The sequence below is a fragment of the Pseudomonas sp. YuFO20 genome (assembly GCF_035064975.1).
Lineage (GTDB): Bacteria > Pseudomonadota > Gammaproteobacteria > Pseudomonadales > Pseudomonadaceae > Aquipseudomonas > Aquipseudomonas putida_AE.
Genome location: NZ_JAXDEO010000011.1, coordinates 53,345 through 68,017 on the forward strand (window position 1 = coordinate 53,345; position 14,673 = coordinate 68,017).

18 protein-coding genes are annotated in these 14,673 nt (G+C 60.4%); 10 read left to right on the forward strand and 8 right to left on the reverse strand.

The genetic code is table 11. From position 1 onward, the window contains the following. Window positions 1-29: 29 nt before the first annotated feature. Window positions 30-812 carry an aldolase gene (locus tag SOP85_RS08335; RefSeq protein ID WP_274073478.1) on the reverse strand — a complete coding sequence of 261 codons (783 nt, stop codon included), beginning with the start codon at window positions 810-812 and terminating at the stop codon, window positions 30-32. Window positions 813-923: 111 nt separating this feature from the next. Here SOP85_RS08335 and SOP85_RS08340 point away from each other — a divergent pair, with 111 nt between their 5' ends. Further along, on the forward strand, window positions 924-1,466 hold the full coding sequence (locus SOP85_RS08340; protein ID WP_274073479.1) for a helix-turn-helix domain-containing protein: 543 nt from the start codon (window positions 924-926) through the stop codon (window positions 1,464-1,466). Between the two features lie 109 nt (window positions 1,467-1,575). Here SOP85_RS08340 and SOP85_RS08345 read toward each other — a convergent pair whose 3' ends face one another. Continuing rightward, the gene (locus tag SOP85_RS08345; RefSeq protein WP_323626658.1) at window positions 1,576-2,595 is read right to left on the reverse strand and encodes a DUF4917 family protein; all 1,020 of its coding nucleotides are present in this window, start codon (window positions 2,593-2,595) and stop codon (window positions 1,576-1,578) included. 134 nt (window positions 2,596-2,729) lie between these two features. Between SOP85_RS08345 and SOP85_RS08350 the strand changes: the two genes are divergently transcribed. The 4 genes from SOP85_RS08350 to SOP85_RS08365 all read left to right on the forward strand — a co-directional run bounded on the left by SOP85_RS08350 (window position 2,730) and on the right by SOP85_RS08365 (window position 7,482). Next, window positions 2,730-3,638, forward strand: coding sequence for a LysR family transcriptional regulator (locus SOP85_RS08350; protein WP_323626659.1), 909 nt, complete (start codon window positions 2,730-2,732; stop codon window positions 3,636-3,638). A gap of 222 nt (window positions 3,639-3,860) precedes the next feature. Next, window positions 3,861-5,054, forward strand: coding sequence for a CaiB/BaiF CoA transferase family protein (locus tag SOP85_RS08355; protein ID WP_323626660.1), 1,194 nt, complete (start codon window positions 3,861-3,863; stop codon window positions 5,052-5,054). Beyond that, a complete protein-coding gene (locus SOP85_RS08360) occupies window positions 5,051-5,977 on the forward strand; it encodes a hydroxymethylglutaryl-CoA lyase (RefSeq protein WP_323626661.1) in 927 nt (308 codons plus the stop codon). Before SOP85_RS08355 ends, SOP85_RS08360 begins: the two co-directional genes overlap by 4 nt. A gap of 173 nt (window positions 5,978-6,150) precedes the next feature. Next, window positions 6,151-7,482 carry an MFS transporter gene (locus tag SOP85_RS08365; RefSeq protein WP_323606673.1) on the forward strand — a complete coding sequence of 444 codons (1,332 nt, stop codon included), beginning with the start codon at window positions 6,151-6,153 and terminating at the stop codon, window positions 7,480-7,482. Between the two features lie 75 nt (window positions 7,483-7,557). Here SOP85_RS08365 and SOP85_RS08370 read toward each other — a convergent pair whose 3' ends face one another. Continuing rightward, on the reverse strand, window positions 7,558-8,046 hold the full coding sequence (locus tag SOP85_RS08370; protein ID WP_323626662.1) for a DMT family transporter: 489 nt from the start codon (window positions 8,044-8,046) through the stop codon (window positions 7,558-7,560). Window positions 8,047-8,123: 77 nt separating this feature from the next. Here SOP85_RS08370 and SOP85_RS08375 point away from each other — a divergent pair, with 77 nt between their 5' ends. The 4 genes from SOP85_RS08375 (at window position 8,124) to SOP85_RS08390 (ending at window position 10,606) form a co-directional block, all read left to right on the forward strand. Further along, window positions 8,124-9,077: a LysR substrate-binding domain-containing protein gene (locus SOP85_RS08375; RefSeq protein WP_323626663.1), complete on the forward strand. Its 954-nt coding sequence runs from the start codon at window positions 8,124-8,126 to the stop codon at window positions 9,075-9,077. Then, a complete protein-coding gene (locus SOP85_RS08380; protein ID WP_323626665.1) occupies window positions 9,074-9,712 on the forward strand; it encodes a LysE family translocator in 639 nt (212 codons plus the stop codon). The genes SOP85_RS08375 and SOP85_RS08380 overlap by 4 nt, the downstream gene beginning before the upstream one ends. A 160-nt stretch (window positions 9,713-9,872) precedes the next feature. Further along, window positions 9,873-10,028 (forward strand): KGG domain-containing protein, encoded by a 156-nt coding sequence (locus SOP85_RS08385; protein WP_077184220.1) that lies wholly within the window; start codon window positions 9,873-9,875, stop codon window positions 10,026-10,028. A 74-nt stretch (window positions 10,029-10,102) separates the two neighbouring features. Beyond that, the gene (locus SOP85_RS08390; protein WP_323606677.1) at window positions 10,103-10,606 is read left to right on the forward strand and encodes a DUF4142 domain-containing protein; all 504 of its coding nucleotides are present in this window, start codon (window positions 10,103-10,105) and stop codon (window positions 10,604-10,606) included. A 45-nt stretch (window positions 10,607-10,651) separates the two neighbouring features. Here the strand turns inward: SOP85_RS08390 and SOP85_RS08395 are convergent, their stop codons facing one another. After that, window positions 10,652-11,062, reverse strand: a complete 411-nt coding sequence (locus SOP85_RS08395) for a low affinity iron permease family protein (protein ID WP_323626666.1) — start codon at window positions 11,060-11,062, stop codon at window positions 10,652-10,654. Window positions 11,063-11,416: 354 nt separating this feature from the next. On the opposite strand from SOP85_RS08395, the gene tam reads away from it, so the two are divergent. Next, on the forward strand, window positions 11,417-12,187 hold the full coding sequence (gene tam, locus SOP85_RS08400; RefSeq protein ID WP_323626668.1) for a trans-aconitate 2-methyltransferase: 771 nt from the start codon (window positions 11,417-11,419) through the stop codon (window positions 12,185-12,187). Between the two features lie 8 nt (window positions 12,188-12,195). On the opposite strand, the gene SOP85_RS08405 is transcribed toward tam, so the two are convergent. The 4 genes from SOP85_RS08405 to SOP85_RS08420 form a co-directional block, all read right to left on the reverse strand. Continuing rightward, window positions 12,196-12,924 carry a class I SAM-dependent methyltransferase gene (locus SOP85_RS08405; RefSeq protein ID WP_323626669.1) on the reverse strand — a complete coding sequence of 243 codons (729 nt, stop codon included), beginning with the start codon at window positions 12,922-12,924 and terminating at the stop codon, window positions 12,196-12,198. A gap of 127 nt (window positions 12,925-13,051) precedes the next feature. Then, window positions 13,052-13,321 (reverse strand): short-chain dehydrogenase, encoded by a 270-nt coding sequence (locus tag SOP85_RS08410; RefSeq protein WP_323626670.1) that lies wholly within the window; start codon window positions 13,319-13,321, stop codon window positions 13,052-13,054. A gap of 412 nt (window positions 13,322-13,733) precedes the next feature. Next, window positions 13,734-14,141, reverse strand: a complete 408-nt coding sequence (locus tag SOP85_RS08415) for a type II toxin-antitoxin system HicB family antitoxin (RefSeq protein WP_274073492.1) — start codon at window positions 14,139-14,141, stop codon at window positions 13,734-13,736. Between the two features lie 35 nt (window positions 14,142-14,176). After that, window positions 14,177-14,356 carry a type II toxin-antitoxin system HicA family toxin gene (locus tag SOP85_RS08420; protein WP_077184214.1) on the reverse strand — a complete coding sequence of 60 codons (180 nt, stop codon included), beginning with the start codon at window positions 14,354-14,356 and terminating at the stop codon, window positions 14,177-14,179. Window positions 14,357-14,673 lie beyond the last annotated feature (317 nt).

Below are 14,673 nucleotides of genomic sequence, written 5' to 3' on the forward strand. Positions count from 1 at the left end.
GGTCTCTCCGTACAAAAAAGGTCTGGGGTTCAGTTCAGGCAATCGGCGTGTCGACGCAGGTTCTGCCGGGCGTAGTAATTGAAGGCGGCGGCGTGGCGCTTGGGCCGGGCGATCCAGTCATGGGCTTCTCGGCCCAGCTCGGGAATGATCGGCTTGATGGTTCCGGCGCTCATCGCCAGCAACTGCAACCTGGCGGCACGTTCGATCAGTTGGGCAATCACGCAGGCCTCCTCGATGGTGGTGCCGGTGGACAACTGGCCGTGGTGGGAAAGCAGGATCGCCCGCTTGTCGCCCAGGGCACCGGCAATCAATTCGCCTTCTTCATTACCCACCGGTACGCCGGGCCAGCCTTCGAGAAACGCGCAGTCGTCATAGAGCGGGCAGAGGTCCATGTGGGAAATCTGCAGCGGCACTTCCAGCATCGACAACGCCGCGACGTGGGTCGGGTGGGTGTGGATGATGCAATTCACATCCGGGCGGGCGCGGTACACCCAGCTGTGGAAGCGGTTGGCCGGGTTGGGCATGCCGTGGCCTTCGAGCACTTCCAGGTCTTCGTTGACCAGCAGCAGGTTACCCGCGGTGATTTCGTCGAAACCCAGGCCCAGTTGTTGAGTGTAATAGGTGCCAGGCTGCGGGCCACGGGCGGTGATTTGCCCGGCGAGGCCGGAGTCATGGCCATTCTCGAACAGAATGCGGCAGGTCAGGGCCAGCTTTTGCCGGTCGGTCCACGTATTATCCGCAAGGGTGTTTTGCATCTGGTTCAGCGCTTGCTTGACCAGTTGATCTTTGGGCAGTGCTAATGTCGTGGCCATATCGATGTCCTCTTTGGCTGGGTCATGCAGATGACACGAAAGATGCTATATGACACCTTGTGTCATGAGCAAGGACAATTCGTCACCTCCTTGATGGATTAATCGTTCTACATGTCTATCCGTTTGAAATTATTGAGAAAAAAACTTGGCGTAACCCTTGAGGCATTGGCGGAAAAATCCGGCATGACCAAGAGTTATCTGTCGAAAGTCGAACGCGGCCTGAACACGCCGTCGATTGCGACCGCGTTGAAACTGGCCAAGGCACTGAACGTGAAGGTCGAGGAGCTGTTTTCCGAAGACAAGGTCAGCCTCGACAGCTACAGCCTGGTGCGCAGCCATGAGCGCCAGCCACTGGGTGCCAGCGGCGACAATCCGGGCTACGCTGTGCTGGCCCATCAGGTCAGCGAACGCAGCCTGCTGCCGTTCATCATTTACCCGCCGACAGAATTTACCGACAAAGCCTTCAAGGAACACCTGGGCGAAGAATTTCTATTCGTCCACGAGGGGCAGGTGGAAGTGGATTTCGTCAACGAGCGGGTGCTGCTCAGCCGGGGCGATGCGCTGCACTTCAACTCACAGAAACCGCACCGGATACGCTCGGTGGGCGAGGTGCAGGCGCAGTTGCTGGTGGTGGTGCATAGCAGCGAGGAATGAGTCAGCTTTAAGAGCTTCGCGAGCAAGCCCGCTCCCACAGGGAATTTGTGAACGCCGCAGATCAACTGTGGGAGCGGGCTTGCTCGCGAAAGCGTCAGATCGGGCAACACTAAACTTCGACTGGTACCGATAGCTTCGGGCTACCCAGCCCATGTGTCTTCGAATCAAAAAACCGCAACTCCACCCCGGTCCCTTCGAACACCTTCGCGTAATGCCGCTTCTGATGCTGGATGAACGCCTTGCTGCGCGGGTAGATCGAGATCGCCACCACCTTCGGTTTCGCCAGGCGCAAGGCGTGCACGATGTGGCTGTCCTGCTCACCCAGTGCATGCCCAAAGATGCACAAGCCATCGCCATGGCCGAGCAACTGGTCATAGCAGAACGACAGGTAATCGGAGCTGCGGATGGTCTTGAGCTTGTCCGCGCTCGGCCCTTCGTTGATGAACAAGGGCACGTCATCGAGGGTCTTGATCGTGTTGTTGATGGCGAAGTTGCCCAGCAACGTGCCCTCGGTCGACATCAGTTTGCGCGCCGTGCCGTCCTGGTTGCGCACCAGGTGCAGGCCGCCGTGCAGGTACAGCAGGCGGGTCTTGTCGGTGGCGGTAACGCTCAGGTCGAAGGCCGGTTCTGCCCCCTGGAACAGATCGGTGATCGCCTCGGGTTGCTGCTGGATCGCCCAGTAATTGAGCAAGTCGTAGTTGGTGGTGAACACCGTGCGATAGCGGCCCAGTTCCTGGCTGATGGTCGCCAGGCTCGACGCCTCGACCAACCGCCACGGAATGTGCACCGCGTGCACGGTGTTGATCAGCGCTTCCTTGATCGCGTAGTAACGATTGCGCGGCGCGGCGGAGCTGACGGCCAGGGCCTTGTTGACCCGGCTGGTGGTTTTCAAGGCGCTGAGCACCTGCTCGAAACTGCGCGTCTGCAGCGCCTCGAACACGCTCAGCTCGGACGGGCTGAGGGGTTTTTCTTCGACGGTGCGGGCGTTTTCGAACAGCGAGTCGTAGCCGAAGTCGTCCCACACCGCCCGGCTGGCCCCATTACCCACCAGCAGACCGTCGAACGCAGCGCTGGTGCGCAAGGCGTTCCAGTCTTCAAGTTGGGCATCGACATCCTGGAAATCGGTCATTGCGGTGGTCGTCTCGAAGCAAAAGGTCTGATGGGCGGCGACTTTATCATGCTCGGGCGGTTCAACCACGGCACGTCGCGGGCGAAGGGCGCTATGCTGCGACTTTCGCCCGAGCCGCCTTAGCCGAGTGTCCGATGCTGCAAAAAAGCCTGATCCGCCGTCTCGACCTGATCACCCTGCAACTGTTTGTCGCGGTCCACGAGGAGGGCACGCTCACTCGTGCTGCCGCGCGTGAGGCGATTGCGGTGTCGGCGGCGAGCAAGCGCTTGATGGAGCTGGAGGAGGCGCTGGGTATCAGCCTGTTCGTGCGCCAGGCCAAGGGCATGACGCTGACGCCGGCGGGTGAAACCTTACTGCACCATGCCCGGCAGATGTTGTTCAACGTCGAGAAAATGGGCCTGGAACTGGGGGAGCACAGCCACGGTGTGCGCGGTTATGTACGGATGCTCGCCAATCTGTCGGCGATCATTCAATTCCTGCCGGAAGACTTGCGGGATTTTTCCGAGCGTCATCCGCAGGTCAAGACCGATCTCGAGGAACGGCCCAGTGCCGGGGTGATCCAGGGTGTCCTGGACGGTGTGGCGGATCTCGGCATCTGCTCCGCTGACAGCGACATCAAGGGCCTGCACAGCGTGCTGTATCGCCAGGACAAACTGGTGGTGTTGATGCCGCCGCATCATCCATTGGCGAGCCGGTCGAGCCTGGCGTTTGCCGATACGCTGGACAGCGATTACGTCGGGTTGCACGCCGCCAGTTCCATCAACATGCGCACCCATGCGGCGGCGCGTGAGGCGGGCAGGGTGCTGCGGGTGCGGATCCATGTGCCGGGCTTCGACGCCATGTGCCGCATGGTCCAGGCCAACATGGGGATTGGCGTTCTCCCGCAGCGGGCCTATGAATTGTTTGGTCGGGCCCTTGGGCTGGCGGCCGTGCCATTGACCGATGAGTGGTCGGATCGCGCCTTGATCGTGGTGGTGCGTGATGAAGCACTGCTGTCGCCGGTGAGCCGGATGTTGTTTGAGCATTTGCGGGAGCAACTCTGAGTTGTTCATTGGCCGGGCCGGCGTCTTCGCGAGCAAGCCCGCTCCCACAGGGAAATGCATTCAAATGTGGGAGCGGGCTTGCTCGCGAAGGCGGCCTGAGGTCACGACAATCTCCCAAAGCATTCGCGTTTCGCGAACGCCCGTTGCCAACTGAAGGTTGGATTCCCAAGCTCCCTGTCCTCTAGCCTTGGCGCATATTCCAAGAACAAGAGGTACCCCGCGATGACTGCCCCCTTGAGTGCGATCAAAGTGATCGAGATCGGCACGCTGATTGCCGCGCCGTTCGCCGCGCGCATGCTCGCCGAGTTCGGCGCCGAAGTGATCAAGATCGAAGCCATGGGCCAGGGCGATCCCCTGCGTAAATGGCGCAAGCTGCACGAAGGCACCTCGCTGTGGTGGTACCTGCAATCGCGCAACAAGAAGTCCCTGGCACTGAACCTCAAATCCCCTGAAGGCATCGAACTGGTCAAGCAACTGGCGACCAGCGCCGACGTGCTGATCGAAAACCTGCGTCCCGGCGCCCTGGAAAAACTCGGCCTCGGTTGGGACGTGCTGCACGCCCTCAACCCCAACCTGACCCTGGTGCGGATTTCCGGTTACGGCCAGACCGGTCCGTACCGCGATCGTCCGGGTTTCGGTGCCATAGGCGAGGCCATGGGCGGCATCCGCTACACCACCGGCACCCCCGGTTCGCCACCGGCGCGGGTGGGCGTCAGCCTCGGCGATTCCCTGGCCTCGCTGCACGCGGTAATCGGCGCGCTGATGTCGCTGCTGCGGGTCAAGACCGGGCAGGGTGGTGGGCAGATCGTCGATGTGTCGCTGGCCGAAAGCGTGTTCAACGTCATGGAAAGCCTGGTGCCGGAATACGACATGCTCGGCCATGTGCGTGAGCGCAGTGGCGGTGCCTTGCCGGGCATCGCACCGTCCAACACTTACCTCACGGCCGATGGCGCCTACGTGGTGATCGCCGGCAACAGCGACCCGATCTACAAGCGCCTGATGTTGACCATCGGCCGCCAGGACCTGGCCGACGCCCCCGAATTCGCCCATAACGACGGCCGTGCGGCCAAGAGCAACCTGCTCGATGCGGCGATCACCCACTGGACCAGCAGCCTGCCGATCAACGACGTACTGGCAGCGCTGGAAGCCGCCGAAGTGCCGGCCGGACGTATCTATTCGGTGGCCGACATCGTCGCCGATCCGCATTATCAGGCGCGGGACATGCTGCTCAATGCCGAACTGCCGGGCGGCGCCACGGTGAAGATGCCGGGCATCGTGCCGAAATTGTCGGAGACCCCCGGTGGCGTCAACTGGTCGGGCCCGGGACTGGGCCAGCACACCGACGGCATCCTTGCTCAACTGGGCCTCACCGTGGCGGACATCGAACGCCTGAAAGTCGAAGGAGTGGTGCAATGATCACCGATTATTCCGAGCGCCTGATCGTTCAGGAAGTCTCCCCGCGCGACGGCTTGCAGATCGAGCCGACCTGGGTGGAAACCGTCGACAAGATCGCGTTGATCGATCAACTGTCGCTGGCCGGGTTCAGCCGTATCGAGGCCGGCTCGTTCGTGTCGCCCAAGGCCATTCCGGCATTGCGTGACGGAGAACTGGTGTTCAAGGGCATCACCCGCCAACCGGGGATGATCTATGTCGCGTTGATCCCCAATCTCAAGGGCGCGCAACGGGCACTGGCCTGTAGTGCCGATGAATTGAACCTGGTGATGTCCGCCAGCCAGACCCACAACCTGGCGAACATGCGCATGCGCTGCGAAGACTCGTTGGCGGCGTTTGGCGAGATCGTCCAGTTTGCGCAGGGCACGCCTGTGCGCCTCAACGCGAGTATCGCCACGACCTTTGGTTGCCCGTTCGAAGGCAAGATCGATGAGGACCGGGTGTTGCAGATCGTCGAGGCCTATCAGGAGCTTGGCATCCACGGCATCACCCTGGCCGATACCACCGGCATGGCCAATCCGCGGCAGGTCGAGCGCCTGGTGCGGCGGGTGTTGCAGCGGGTATCGCCAGCGGACCTGACCCTGCACTTCCACAACACCCGCGGCCTGGGCCTGTGCAACGTGCTGGCCGCCTACGAGGCCGGTGCCCGACGTTTCGACGCGGCGCTGGGTGGTCTTGGCGGCTGCCCGTTTGCGCCGGGCGCTTCGGGGAATATCTGTACTGAAGACCTGGTGAACCTGTGCGATGAAATCGGCATAACGACCGGCATCGACCTGCCGCTGTTGCTCAAGCTGTCCCGAGGATTGCCGGCGCTGCTCGGCCACGAAGTGCCGGGCCAGCTGGCCAAGGCCGGACGCAATTGCGACCTGCACCCCGTGCCCTCCTGACCACCGCGAACCTGTAGGAGCTGGCTTGCCAGCGATGAGGCCCGTCCAGTCAAAATCAATGTCGACTGACCCACCACATCGCCAGCAAGCCGGCTCCTACAGAAGAACATCGTCACCAACCAGACAACAAAAACAATCGGACACCCCAAGGGCAGTCCGCCTGGAGAACCGCAATGAGCCTCAATGCACTGGAGGCCGGGGCGAGCCCGGCCGTTAGCCACGATGAAGAAAAAGCCCTGGTCAGCAAGGTCGCCTGGCGCTTGATGCCGCTGATCATGGTCTGCTACCTGTTCGCGTTTTTCGACCGCATCAACATCAGCTTCGCCAAGTTTCAGTTGCAGGCCGACCTGAGCCTGAGCGACACCGCCTACGGCCTCGGCGCCGGGTTGTTCGTGGTCGGTTATGTGATTTTCGAAGTGCCGAGCAACATGATGCTGTACAAGGTCGGCGCCCGGCGCTGGATTGCCCGGATCATGATGTCCTGGGGCCTGGCCACCGCGCTCATGGTCTTCGTCAACAGCGAATGGCAGTTCTACGCCCTGCGTTTCGTGATCGGCGCGATGGAGGCGGGTTTTGCCCCGGGCGTGTTGTATTACCTGACGCTGTGGTTCCCGCAGCACTATCGCGGGCGCATCACCTCGATGCTGTTCCTGTCCTCCGCCTTCGCCGGCCTGGTTGGCGCACCGTTCTCCGGTCTGGTGCTGCAACACCTTGATGGCTTCCTGGACATGCGTGGCTGGCACTGGTTGTTCCTGCTCGGTGGCGTGCCGTGCATCGGCCTCGGCCTGCTGGTGCTGACCTTGCTCAAGGACCGCATCGAAGACGCCCATTGGCTGACCCCGTCGGAGAAGACCCTGCTGGCCAGTCGCATCGCCCACCATGAACCGCACAAGAGTGGCGGCTCGCTGCTCGCCGCGCTGCGGATTCCGGGCTTCCTGACCCTCGGCCTGATCTACTTCCTGATCCAGGTGGCGTCCTACGGCCTGAACTTCTGGGCGCCGCAACTGATCCGCAGCGCGGGTACCGAGAGCCCGGTGATGATCGGCCTGCTGACGGCCATCCCGTACATCTGCGGCGCCATCAGCATGGTGGTGATCGGGCGCCTGTCCGATGCCTCTGGCGAGCGACGCAAGTTTGTCGCCGGTCTGGTCGCCGTCGGCGCAATTGGGTTCTTCTGTGCCGGTATCTTCGCCAACCACACGACCTTCCTGATCGTCGCCCTGGGCTTGCTCGGTGCCGGCATCATCGCCTCCATCCCGAGCTTCTGGACCCTGCCGCCGAAACTGCTGGCCGGTGCCGGCGCAGGTGCGGCGGGCGGGATCGCGGTGATCAACACCCTGGGGCAGTTCGGTGGCATCGTCAGCCCGGTCATGGTCGGACGGATCAAGGACCTGACCGGCAGCACCACACCGGCACTGTACGTCATCGGTGTCTGCGCGCTGATCGCCGTGGCGCTGTTGCTCTGGGGCCTGCCGCAGAAGCTGCGCACCCTCGACAAGTTTTAACGATTCGCAGGCTACGGCAGCACCCACAAGGACCACGCATCCTTGTAGCTGCCGCAGGCTGCGATCTTTTGATCCTCAAGACGTCGCAGTCATCGCTTTTCCAGCCGAATCACCAAACTGAATCAACACCACACCGGCGATCAACAACACCGCCCCCAACAGCTTGGGCAATGTCACCTGCCGCTCCACCAACCCAAACCACCCGAAGTGATCCAGCAGCAGCGACGCCACCACTTGCCCCGCCAGCGCCAACGCCATGAACCCTGAAGCGCCTAGCCTGGGCAGCAACACCAGCGCCAACGAAATAAAACACACCCCAAACGCCCCGCCAGCCCACATCCACATCGGCGCCCTGGCGATGAACGCCAGCGATGGCAACGGCAAGCACATTGCCAGCATGATCGGCAGCAACACCAAAATGCTCACCACCAATGAAGCGAGGGTCGCCCACAACGGATGACCCAGGCCGCGCCCGAGATTGACATTGATCGCACTCTGAAACGGCACTACCGCACCGGCGAACGCGGCAAGCAGCAACAGGCCCGCCCAATGCAACGTACTCATGGTCATTCTCCAACAGGTTTTGCTGGACTCTAGAGTATTCGTCGCGCAGATTTAAATTCCGTTTTACTATCCAGAACATGCATCAGATGAATGATCTGCGCCGCATCGATCTCAACCTGCTGGTGATCCTCGACGCCTTGCTCAACGAGCAACATGTGACCCGTGCGGCCGAGCGCCTGCACCTGAGCCAGCCTGCCGTCAGCCATGCATTGGCGCGGCTGCGTGATCTGCTCGACGACCCGCTGCTGGTGCGCGCCGGCGCTAGCCTGGTGCCGACGCCAAGAGCGCTGGAGTTGACGGCGCCGCTGGCCGAGGCCCTGGCCCAGGTGCAATCGCTGCTGGCTCCGAACACCTTCGATCCGGCCACGGCCAAACGAACCTTTCGCCTGGCGATGTCCGATTACGGCGCCGCCATCGTCCTGCCAGGGTTGATCCGTACGCTGCGTCGCGAAGCGCCTGGCATCGACCTGCAAATCAGTCATGGCAGCCGTGAAGGCATGCTCGATGGAGTCCTCAACGGCGATATCGATGTCGCCGCCGGGGTGTTTCCGGAAATGCCCAATGAGTTGCGCAGCACGGCGCTGTTCGAGGAGCATTACGCCTGCCTGGTGGACCGCCACAGCCTCCCCGCTGACGCTGTCCTCGACCTGCCGAGCTATCTGGCGCGGCCCCATGTTCTGCTGGAAATGCGCGGCAGCGGCACCCCGGAAATCGAACGAGCCCTGACCACCTTGCGCGAGCGCCGTCGCGTCGCGATCAGCCTGCCGCACTGGAGCGTCGCGCCGCAATTCATCAGCGGCACCGACCTGATCCTCACCGTCGCTTCCCGGGGTTTGCGCGACATCGACGAGTCGTCGTTGATCGTCGTCCCGCCACCGTTTCACATTCCGTCGTTCACCTTTGTCCTGGTGTGGCACAAGCGGCGAGGCGGGGATCAGGCCCTGAACTGGTTGAATGCACAAATCGAGCGCGCCGCAGGTGATATAGACTGGCGCCCATTCAGCAAAACAACTCATAAGGACTCCCCATGACCCCCTCACTGCTAATGGCCGTTCTCGCCTCGGGCTTCATTTATGGCATCACGCCAGGGCCGGGCGTATTGGCGGTGTTCGGTATCGGCGCGGCGCACGGGCGGCGGGCGGGAGCGGGATTTCTCTGCGGGCATTTGTTGGGCGACGTGGTCTGGTGCAGCACCGCGCTGATAGCGATCGTCGGTGCGCGGGAAATCGGCAGCACCGCGTTCGATGTGCTGGGCGTGCTTAGCGGGCTCTACCTGTTCTGGCTCGGCTGGCGTGCGGTGCGCGCGCGTCAACGGGGTGTCGAGGCGCCGCAGGGGCCGGCGCGGCGGCCGTTCTGGCACGGCATTCTGTTTGGCCTGACCAATCCGAAAGCCTACCCGGTGGCTGTGGCCACTTTCACGGCGCTATTGTCCAGCCGGGCAGAGTTGCTGACCTGGTCGATGTTGCCGTGGCTGATCGTGTTGAGCTTCGTCGGCGGCCTGATGGCCTACGCTATCCTCATCGGCATCGTCGGTGCGCGCCAGGTACGCACCTTGTATCAACGCCATGAGTTGGCGATCACCCGCTTGTGCGGGGTAATGTTTATCGGTTTTGCCATCAACGCCTTGGCGCATGCACTGCCTGGGCTGGTGACGAACAAGGCTTGACGCTGGACGTAGGGACGCGTCAGTTGCACTGCGACTCGTCTGAAAATTTCGCCACCGTTCGTCGAGACGATTCCAGGTTTTCTAAACCTTTTGATGCGCGCAAATTCAGATTCTATGCGGGCTACAGCTCGCCGAGATCATCATCAAGAGGTAGAGAATCATGCCTAACTCAAGAAACTCGAACTCGGGAAACTTCGCCAATGATCGAACGAAGGCGTCTGAAGCCGGTCGCAAAGGTGGGAAAACCACTACCACGACCGTCGATAAAGAGCCTACGAAACCGATGGGCCGCAAGCCTGGACAGAAGTCCAAGTAATCGATGCAGGTGGTTTTGATCGAGAAGCGGGAGCGAAAGCTCCCGTTTGAATTTTTACCGAGGAGGGCGCGACCATGAACCGCATGGCCACCCGATTACGCAATGGCGGCCTGGCCGCATTACTGGGCCTGTGTGCCACCAGCGCCTTCGCCCAGAGCCCCACCGAATTCATCAACGATGCGTCGGCCCAGGGCATTGCCGACATCGAAGCCAGTCGCCTGGCGCACCAGAAGTCCGAGTCCAAGGAGGTCAAGGACTACACCATCGTGGTGATCAACGATCGCACCACCGCCAACCAGCATCTGGCGAAAATCGCCAAGCAACTGGATCTGCCGGTGGCACCGCGCGAAGAGGTAGTGGAAAAAGCCAAGGCCCTGATGCCACCAGTCTCGGAAGGTGCGTCCTTCGATGAGGCTTACGCGGCCAGTCAGGTCAAGACCACCGAGCAAGCCATCGAGCAGCTCGAGCAAACGGCGCAGACCACCGACGTGCCGCAGATCAAGGCGTTCGCTGAAGAGACCCTGCCAAAGCTGCAAAATCACCTGCAGATGGCCAGGGCCCTGCAAGCCAGTCGCTGACCCTTCGCATACGCGGGTGACCTTGGGTCACCCGCGTAACATCGATCAGCATTTATTCAGATCCTGTTTACCTTTCTCCTGGACCACGGTGCCGTCGATGGAAATGGTCTGGCCTTCGCCGAGGCTGCGGTAGTGTTTTCTCAAGGCTTCCAGCTCCTTGAGGTCCAGCGCCTCGAGCCCGAGCATCGCGTTCTGCGCCTCTTTCGTTACCCGCAGCAACTCATCGACCTTCAGATGCAGGATGTCCGTGTCGCGGTTCTGGGTGTTCTGGATCAGGAACACCATCAGGAAGGTGATGATGGTGGTCGAGGTGTTGATGACCAGCTGCCAGGTATCGTTGAAACCGAAAATCGGCCCACTCACCCCCCACACTAAAATCAGGATAATCGCCCCGAGGAACGTCGTGGGGCTGCCGGTCCAGAGAGCCAGTTTCTGGGCGATTTTTGCGAATTTCATGGCCGTTTTTCCTTATTGGGGATGCACCTGAAATTCAGACATCGGTGGCGAGATGAAAATTCGGCTTTTTACCCGCTCCAATGGAAAATCCCGTAGGCGTCCTCATAACCGACCAATCTCTACCGGCCGCATCCCAATCCACTGTAGGAGCTGGCTTGCCAGCGAAAGCACCCTCATGGCCGCCCCATCTCTACCGGCCGCACCCGATCCATTGTAGGAGCTGGCTTGCCAGCGAAGGCGGCCGAAAGACTACCGCAATGTTCAAGGTGCAATAGAGCACCACCCACCAGTCGATGTATCGTAGCGAACCCGTTGTCAGCCAAGCCCCAGACAACGCACCAACAGGAGAACGCAATGAGTTGGTCCGCCAAACAATACGTCGCTTTTGAAGATGAACGCACCCGTCCCGCTCGCGACCTGCTGGCCGCCATCCCCGCTGGATCAGTGCGCTCGGCCATCGACATCGGTTGCGGTCCCGGTAACTCGACCGAGTTGCTGGTGGAACGCTTCCCCGACGCCACGGTGCGCGGGCTGGACAGTTCAACCGACATGATCGAGGCCGCACGCAAGCGCCTGCCCCAGGTGCAGTTCGACATCGCGGACATCGACACCTGGAATGACACCGGCCCATTCGACGTGATCTTCGCCAACGCCGTGCTGCAGTGGGTACCTGATCACGCAACATTGCTGCCTGCGCTGGTGAGCAAGCTCACCCCCGGTGGCAGCCTGGCGATCCAGATGCCGGACAACCTCAATCAACCCTCGCACCGCTTGATGCGCGAAGTCGCGGCACAAGGCCCGTGGGCCGAAAAACTGGCGAGCGTCGCCGCACAACGGACCGAAATGGCCGATGCCAGCGCGTATTACTCAATGCTCAAAGCCTGTTGCACCCGCGTCGATGTATGGCGCACCACGTACCATCATCCGCTGGCGGGCGGCGCGTCGGGTGTGGTGGAGTGGTTCAAGGGCAGCGGCTTGCGGCCGTTCCTCGAACCATTGGATGAGGCACAACGCGCGCAGTATCTGCAGCAGTATCAGACTGCAATCGAGCAGGCCTATCCGGCATTGGCCGATGGTTCGGTATTGCTGCCGTTCCCGCGTTTGTTTCTGGTGGCGACGCGCTGATTCATCTATCAGCGCTGTACCGCGACCAGCAGCATCATCGGTCGCTCCCGCTCTTCGGCCAATGCCGGTTGCGCTTCAACCTCGGCATCCGTGGGGCCCCATTCGTTGACATGCTGGATGCTGAAACCAGCGCCAATCAATGTGTTGAGCAAGGTGCCGAGGGTGCGATGCTGCTTGATCACGCCGTCGGCCAACCAGTTGGTCACACGCTCGCCTTCCCTCTGATAACCATCGACCGGCCAGCTCTTGCAGCCTTCGGCATCGGTGATCCAGCCGGGATTACGCGGCGCCATGAAGATCGGATGCTCGATGGAAAACACAAAACGTGAACCGGGTCTGAGCGCTGCGTGGATATTCGCGAACAGCCCGGGCAAGTCCTTGATGTAATGCAGCGCAAGAGAGCTGTAGGCCAGGTCGAAACTGTCTGCCGGCAGATCGAGCTGTTCCAGGTCTGAGCGTTCGTAGCGGATATTGCTGGCAGACGTTGTGCTTTGAGCCTGATCGAGCATTTTCTGCGAAACGTCCAGGCCCAACACACTGTGGGCGCCTTGCTCATTGGCCCAACGGCAAAACCAGCCGTAACCGCAACCGAGATCCACCACCTTCAAGCCATGCATCAGCGGCAACATCGACTGCAGCGCCGGCCATTCCGGTGCGGCATCGAGGCCGCCAATCGAGCGGGCCATCTGGCTGTAGCCGTGGAAAAATCCGGGATCGTCGTAGATGTTTTGAGTCATGGTAGTGGTGCTCTGCTGAGATGGTTTGGGTTATCGCAAACCCTGTGGGAGCGAGCCTGCTCGCGATGACGGTCGCACAGTCACATCCGTGTTGCCTGCCAGACCACATCGTGAGCAAGGTGTTACGTCAGGACGGTTCGGCGTCCATGTGCCGAGCAATTACGTCCAGCACATCGCAGCCATCGCGCAAAGGAATGCAACACAACAATGCGAAGTCGCTGAGGATGACCGAGTCGGTGCTGATTTCACCTCGCATCGCGAGGTTTTCGAGAACCTGCGTCACGGCACCGATTCGGTAACGGGCACTGCTGAGCAGCGAGTGCAGCGGTTGAGTGGTGTTGACGTAAAACGAGGGGAGGTCGTCGGCGTTGCTGGTTAGAGCCACATATTCTTTCATGAGTGATTACCTTGAAGTTAGGTGAACTACCACTCATCGTCGCCAAACAAAGGGTGGTAGCTGTACGCGGGTTGGCGAACCGGACAAGGCACAAACCGGCAGACCCGAAGATCTCCCACGCACAGCCACCAAAAAACAGGTAGCCAAGTGCGTTCAGAAACGCTCCGAGCTGGCCGGAGATTTCTGTGCCTTGCCATCGAGTCGCCAAACCCGATACGCCATTTGGGGCGCGCTCGGACTATAGATCTCATGACAATGGCACAGCAATGCGCGAGTGTACGGACATTTCCCAGACTTTTGTAGGACGTTGCTTTTTTTAGAAATGGTGTCGCCTGAGATCCAACATTCATTAAATTCCGGCCACAAAAAACCGGCCACTCGGGCCGGTTGATAGATCGCTGCAGTAAGCTTATCAGCTCTGCTGCAATACCTTGAGTGCTGCCGAAGCCAGAAAGCCCGAACGGCTTTTCTCTTCCGGATGGTGCAGCACGTATTCATCGATACGGTTTAGCAGGTACCCAGGCAGTGTGATGTTCAGCTTCTGGGCCTTGCCCAAATATTTGGTAACGTCGATGTCCACCAGAGCCCACGCACATCCCGCGTACTTTGGGTTGGCTGCGTGCAGTGTCACTTTATTTGCGGGGGGAATGGCTGAACCCCCTTCGGCCAAGATCTCGAAATGGCCTTCTATGGCTTCTCGGGCCATCGCCATCGCATCATCCAGATCTTCCCCGGCGGAAAAGCAGCCCGGGATGTCAGGGACTTCAACGCCCCAGGCGTGCTCCTCATCTCCCATTGAAATCGCAATCGGGTAAAGCATTGTCATTGTCCTCCGAGGACTCGGCACAGTGTCTGTCAGAGCAGCGCCTGCTGCAAAATACTGATGGCCGTTTTCTTGAGAAGATCTTTCTTCGGGTGAGGGACTGTCACCAGCCCCGGTTTGGTCGGATGCTTGAAGTGATGATGGCTGCCTCTGATTCGTACCAGATACCAGCCGTCCGCAACGAGTTGGCTTATCAAAAATCGGCTATTCACATCACCTCCCTGTGGTGTGCTTGTGGTTACTATACCTACTGGTTGTTTTTAATCAACACTATAACCACCAAGTCGTCCTGGCTCGGTGGGACAGCGATAGGAATCGAGTCTAGAAGGCCGCTGCAGACATGGCTTTGGGCAAGCCTGAAAGGAGAGGGTTGGGTGTATTGCGAGATTTTGCGTGCAGGAGCCAACAAGCCGGCACCTATAGATCCAGTGCTTGTGGAAAGGCTAATGCCTGATGAGATTCGAGAGCAAATCCACGTCTTAGCTTGAGCGTCTGATTGTCCTGGCTGCGGAATTAGTTTCATCTATGA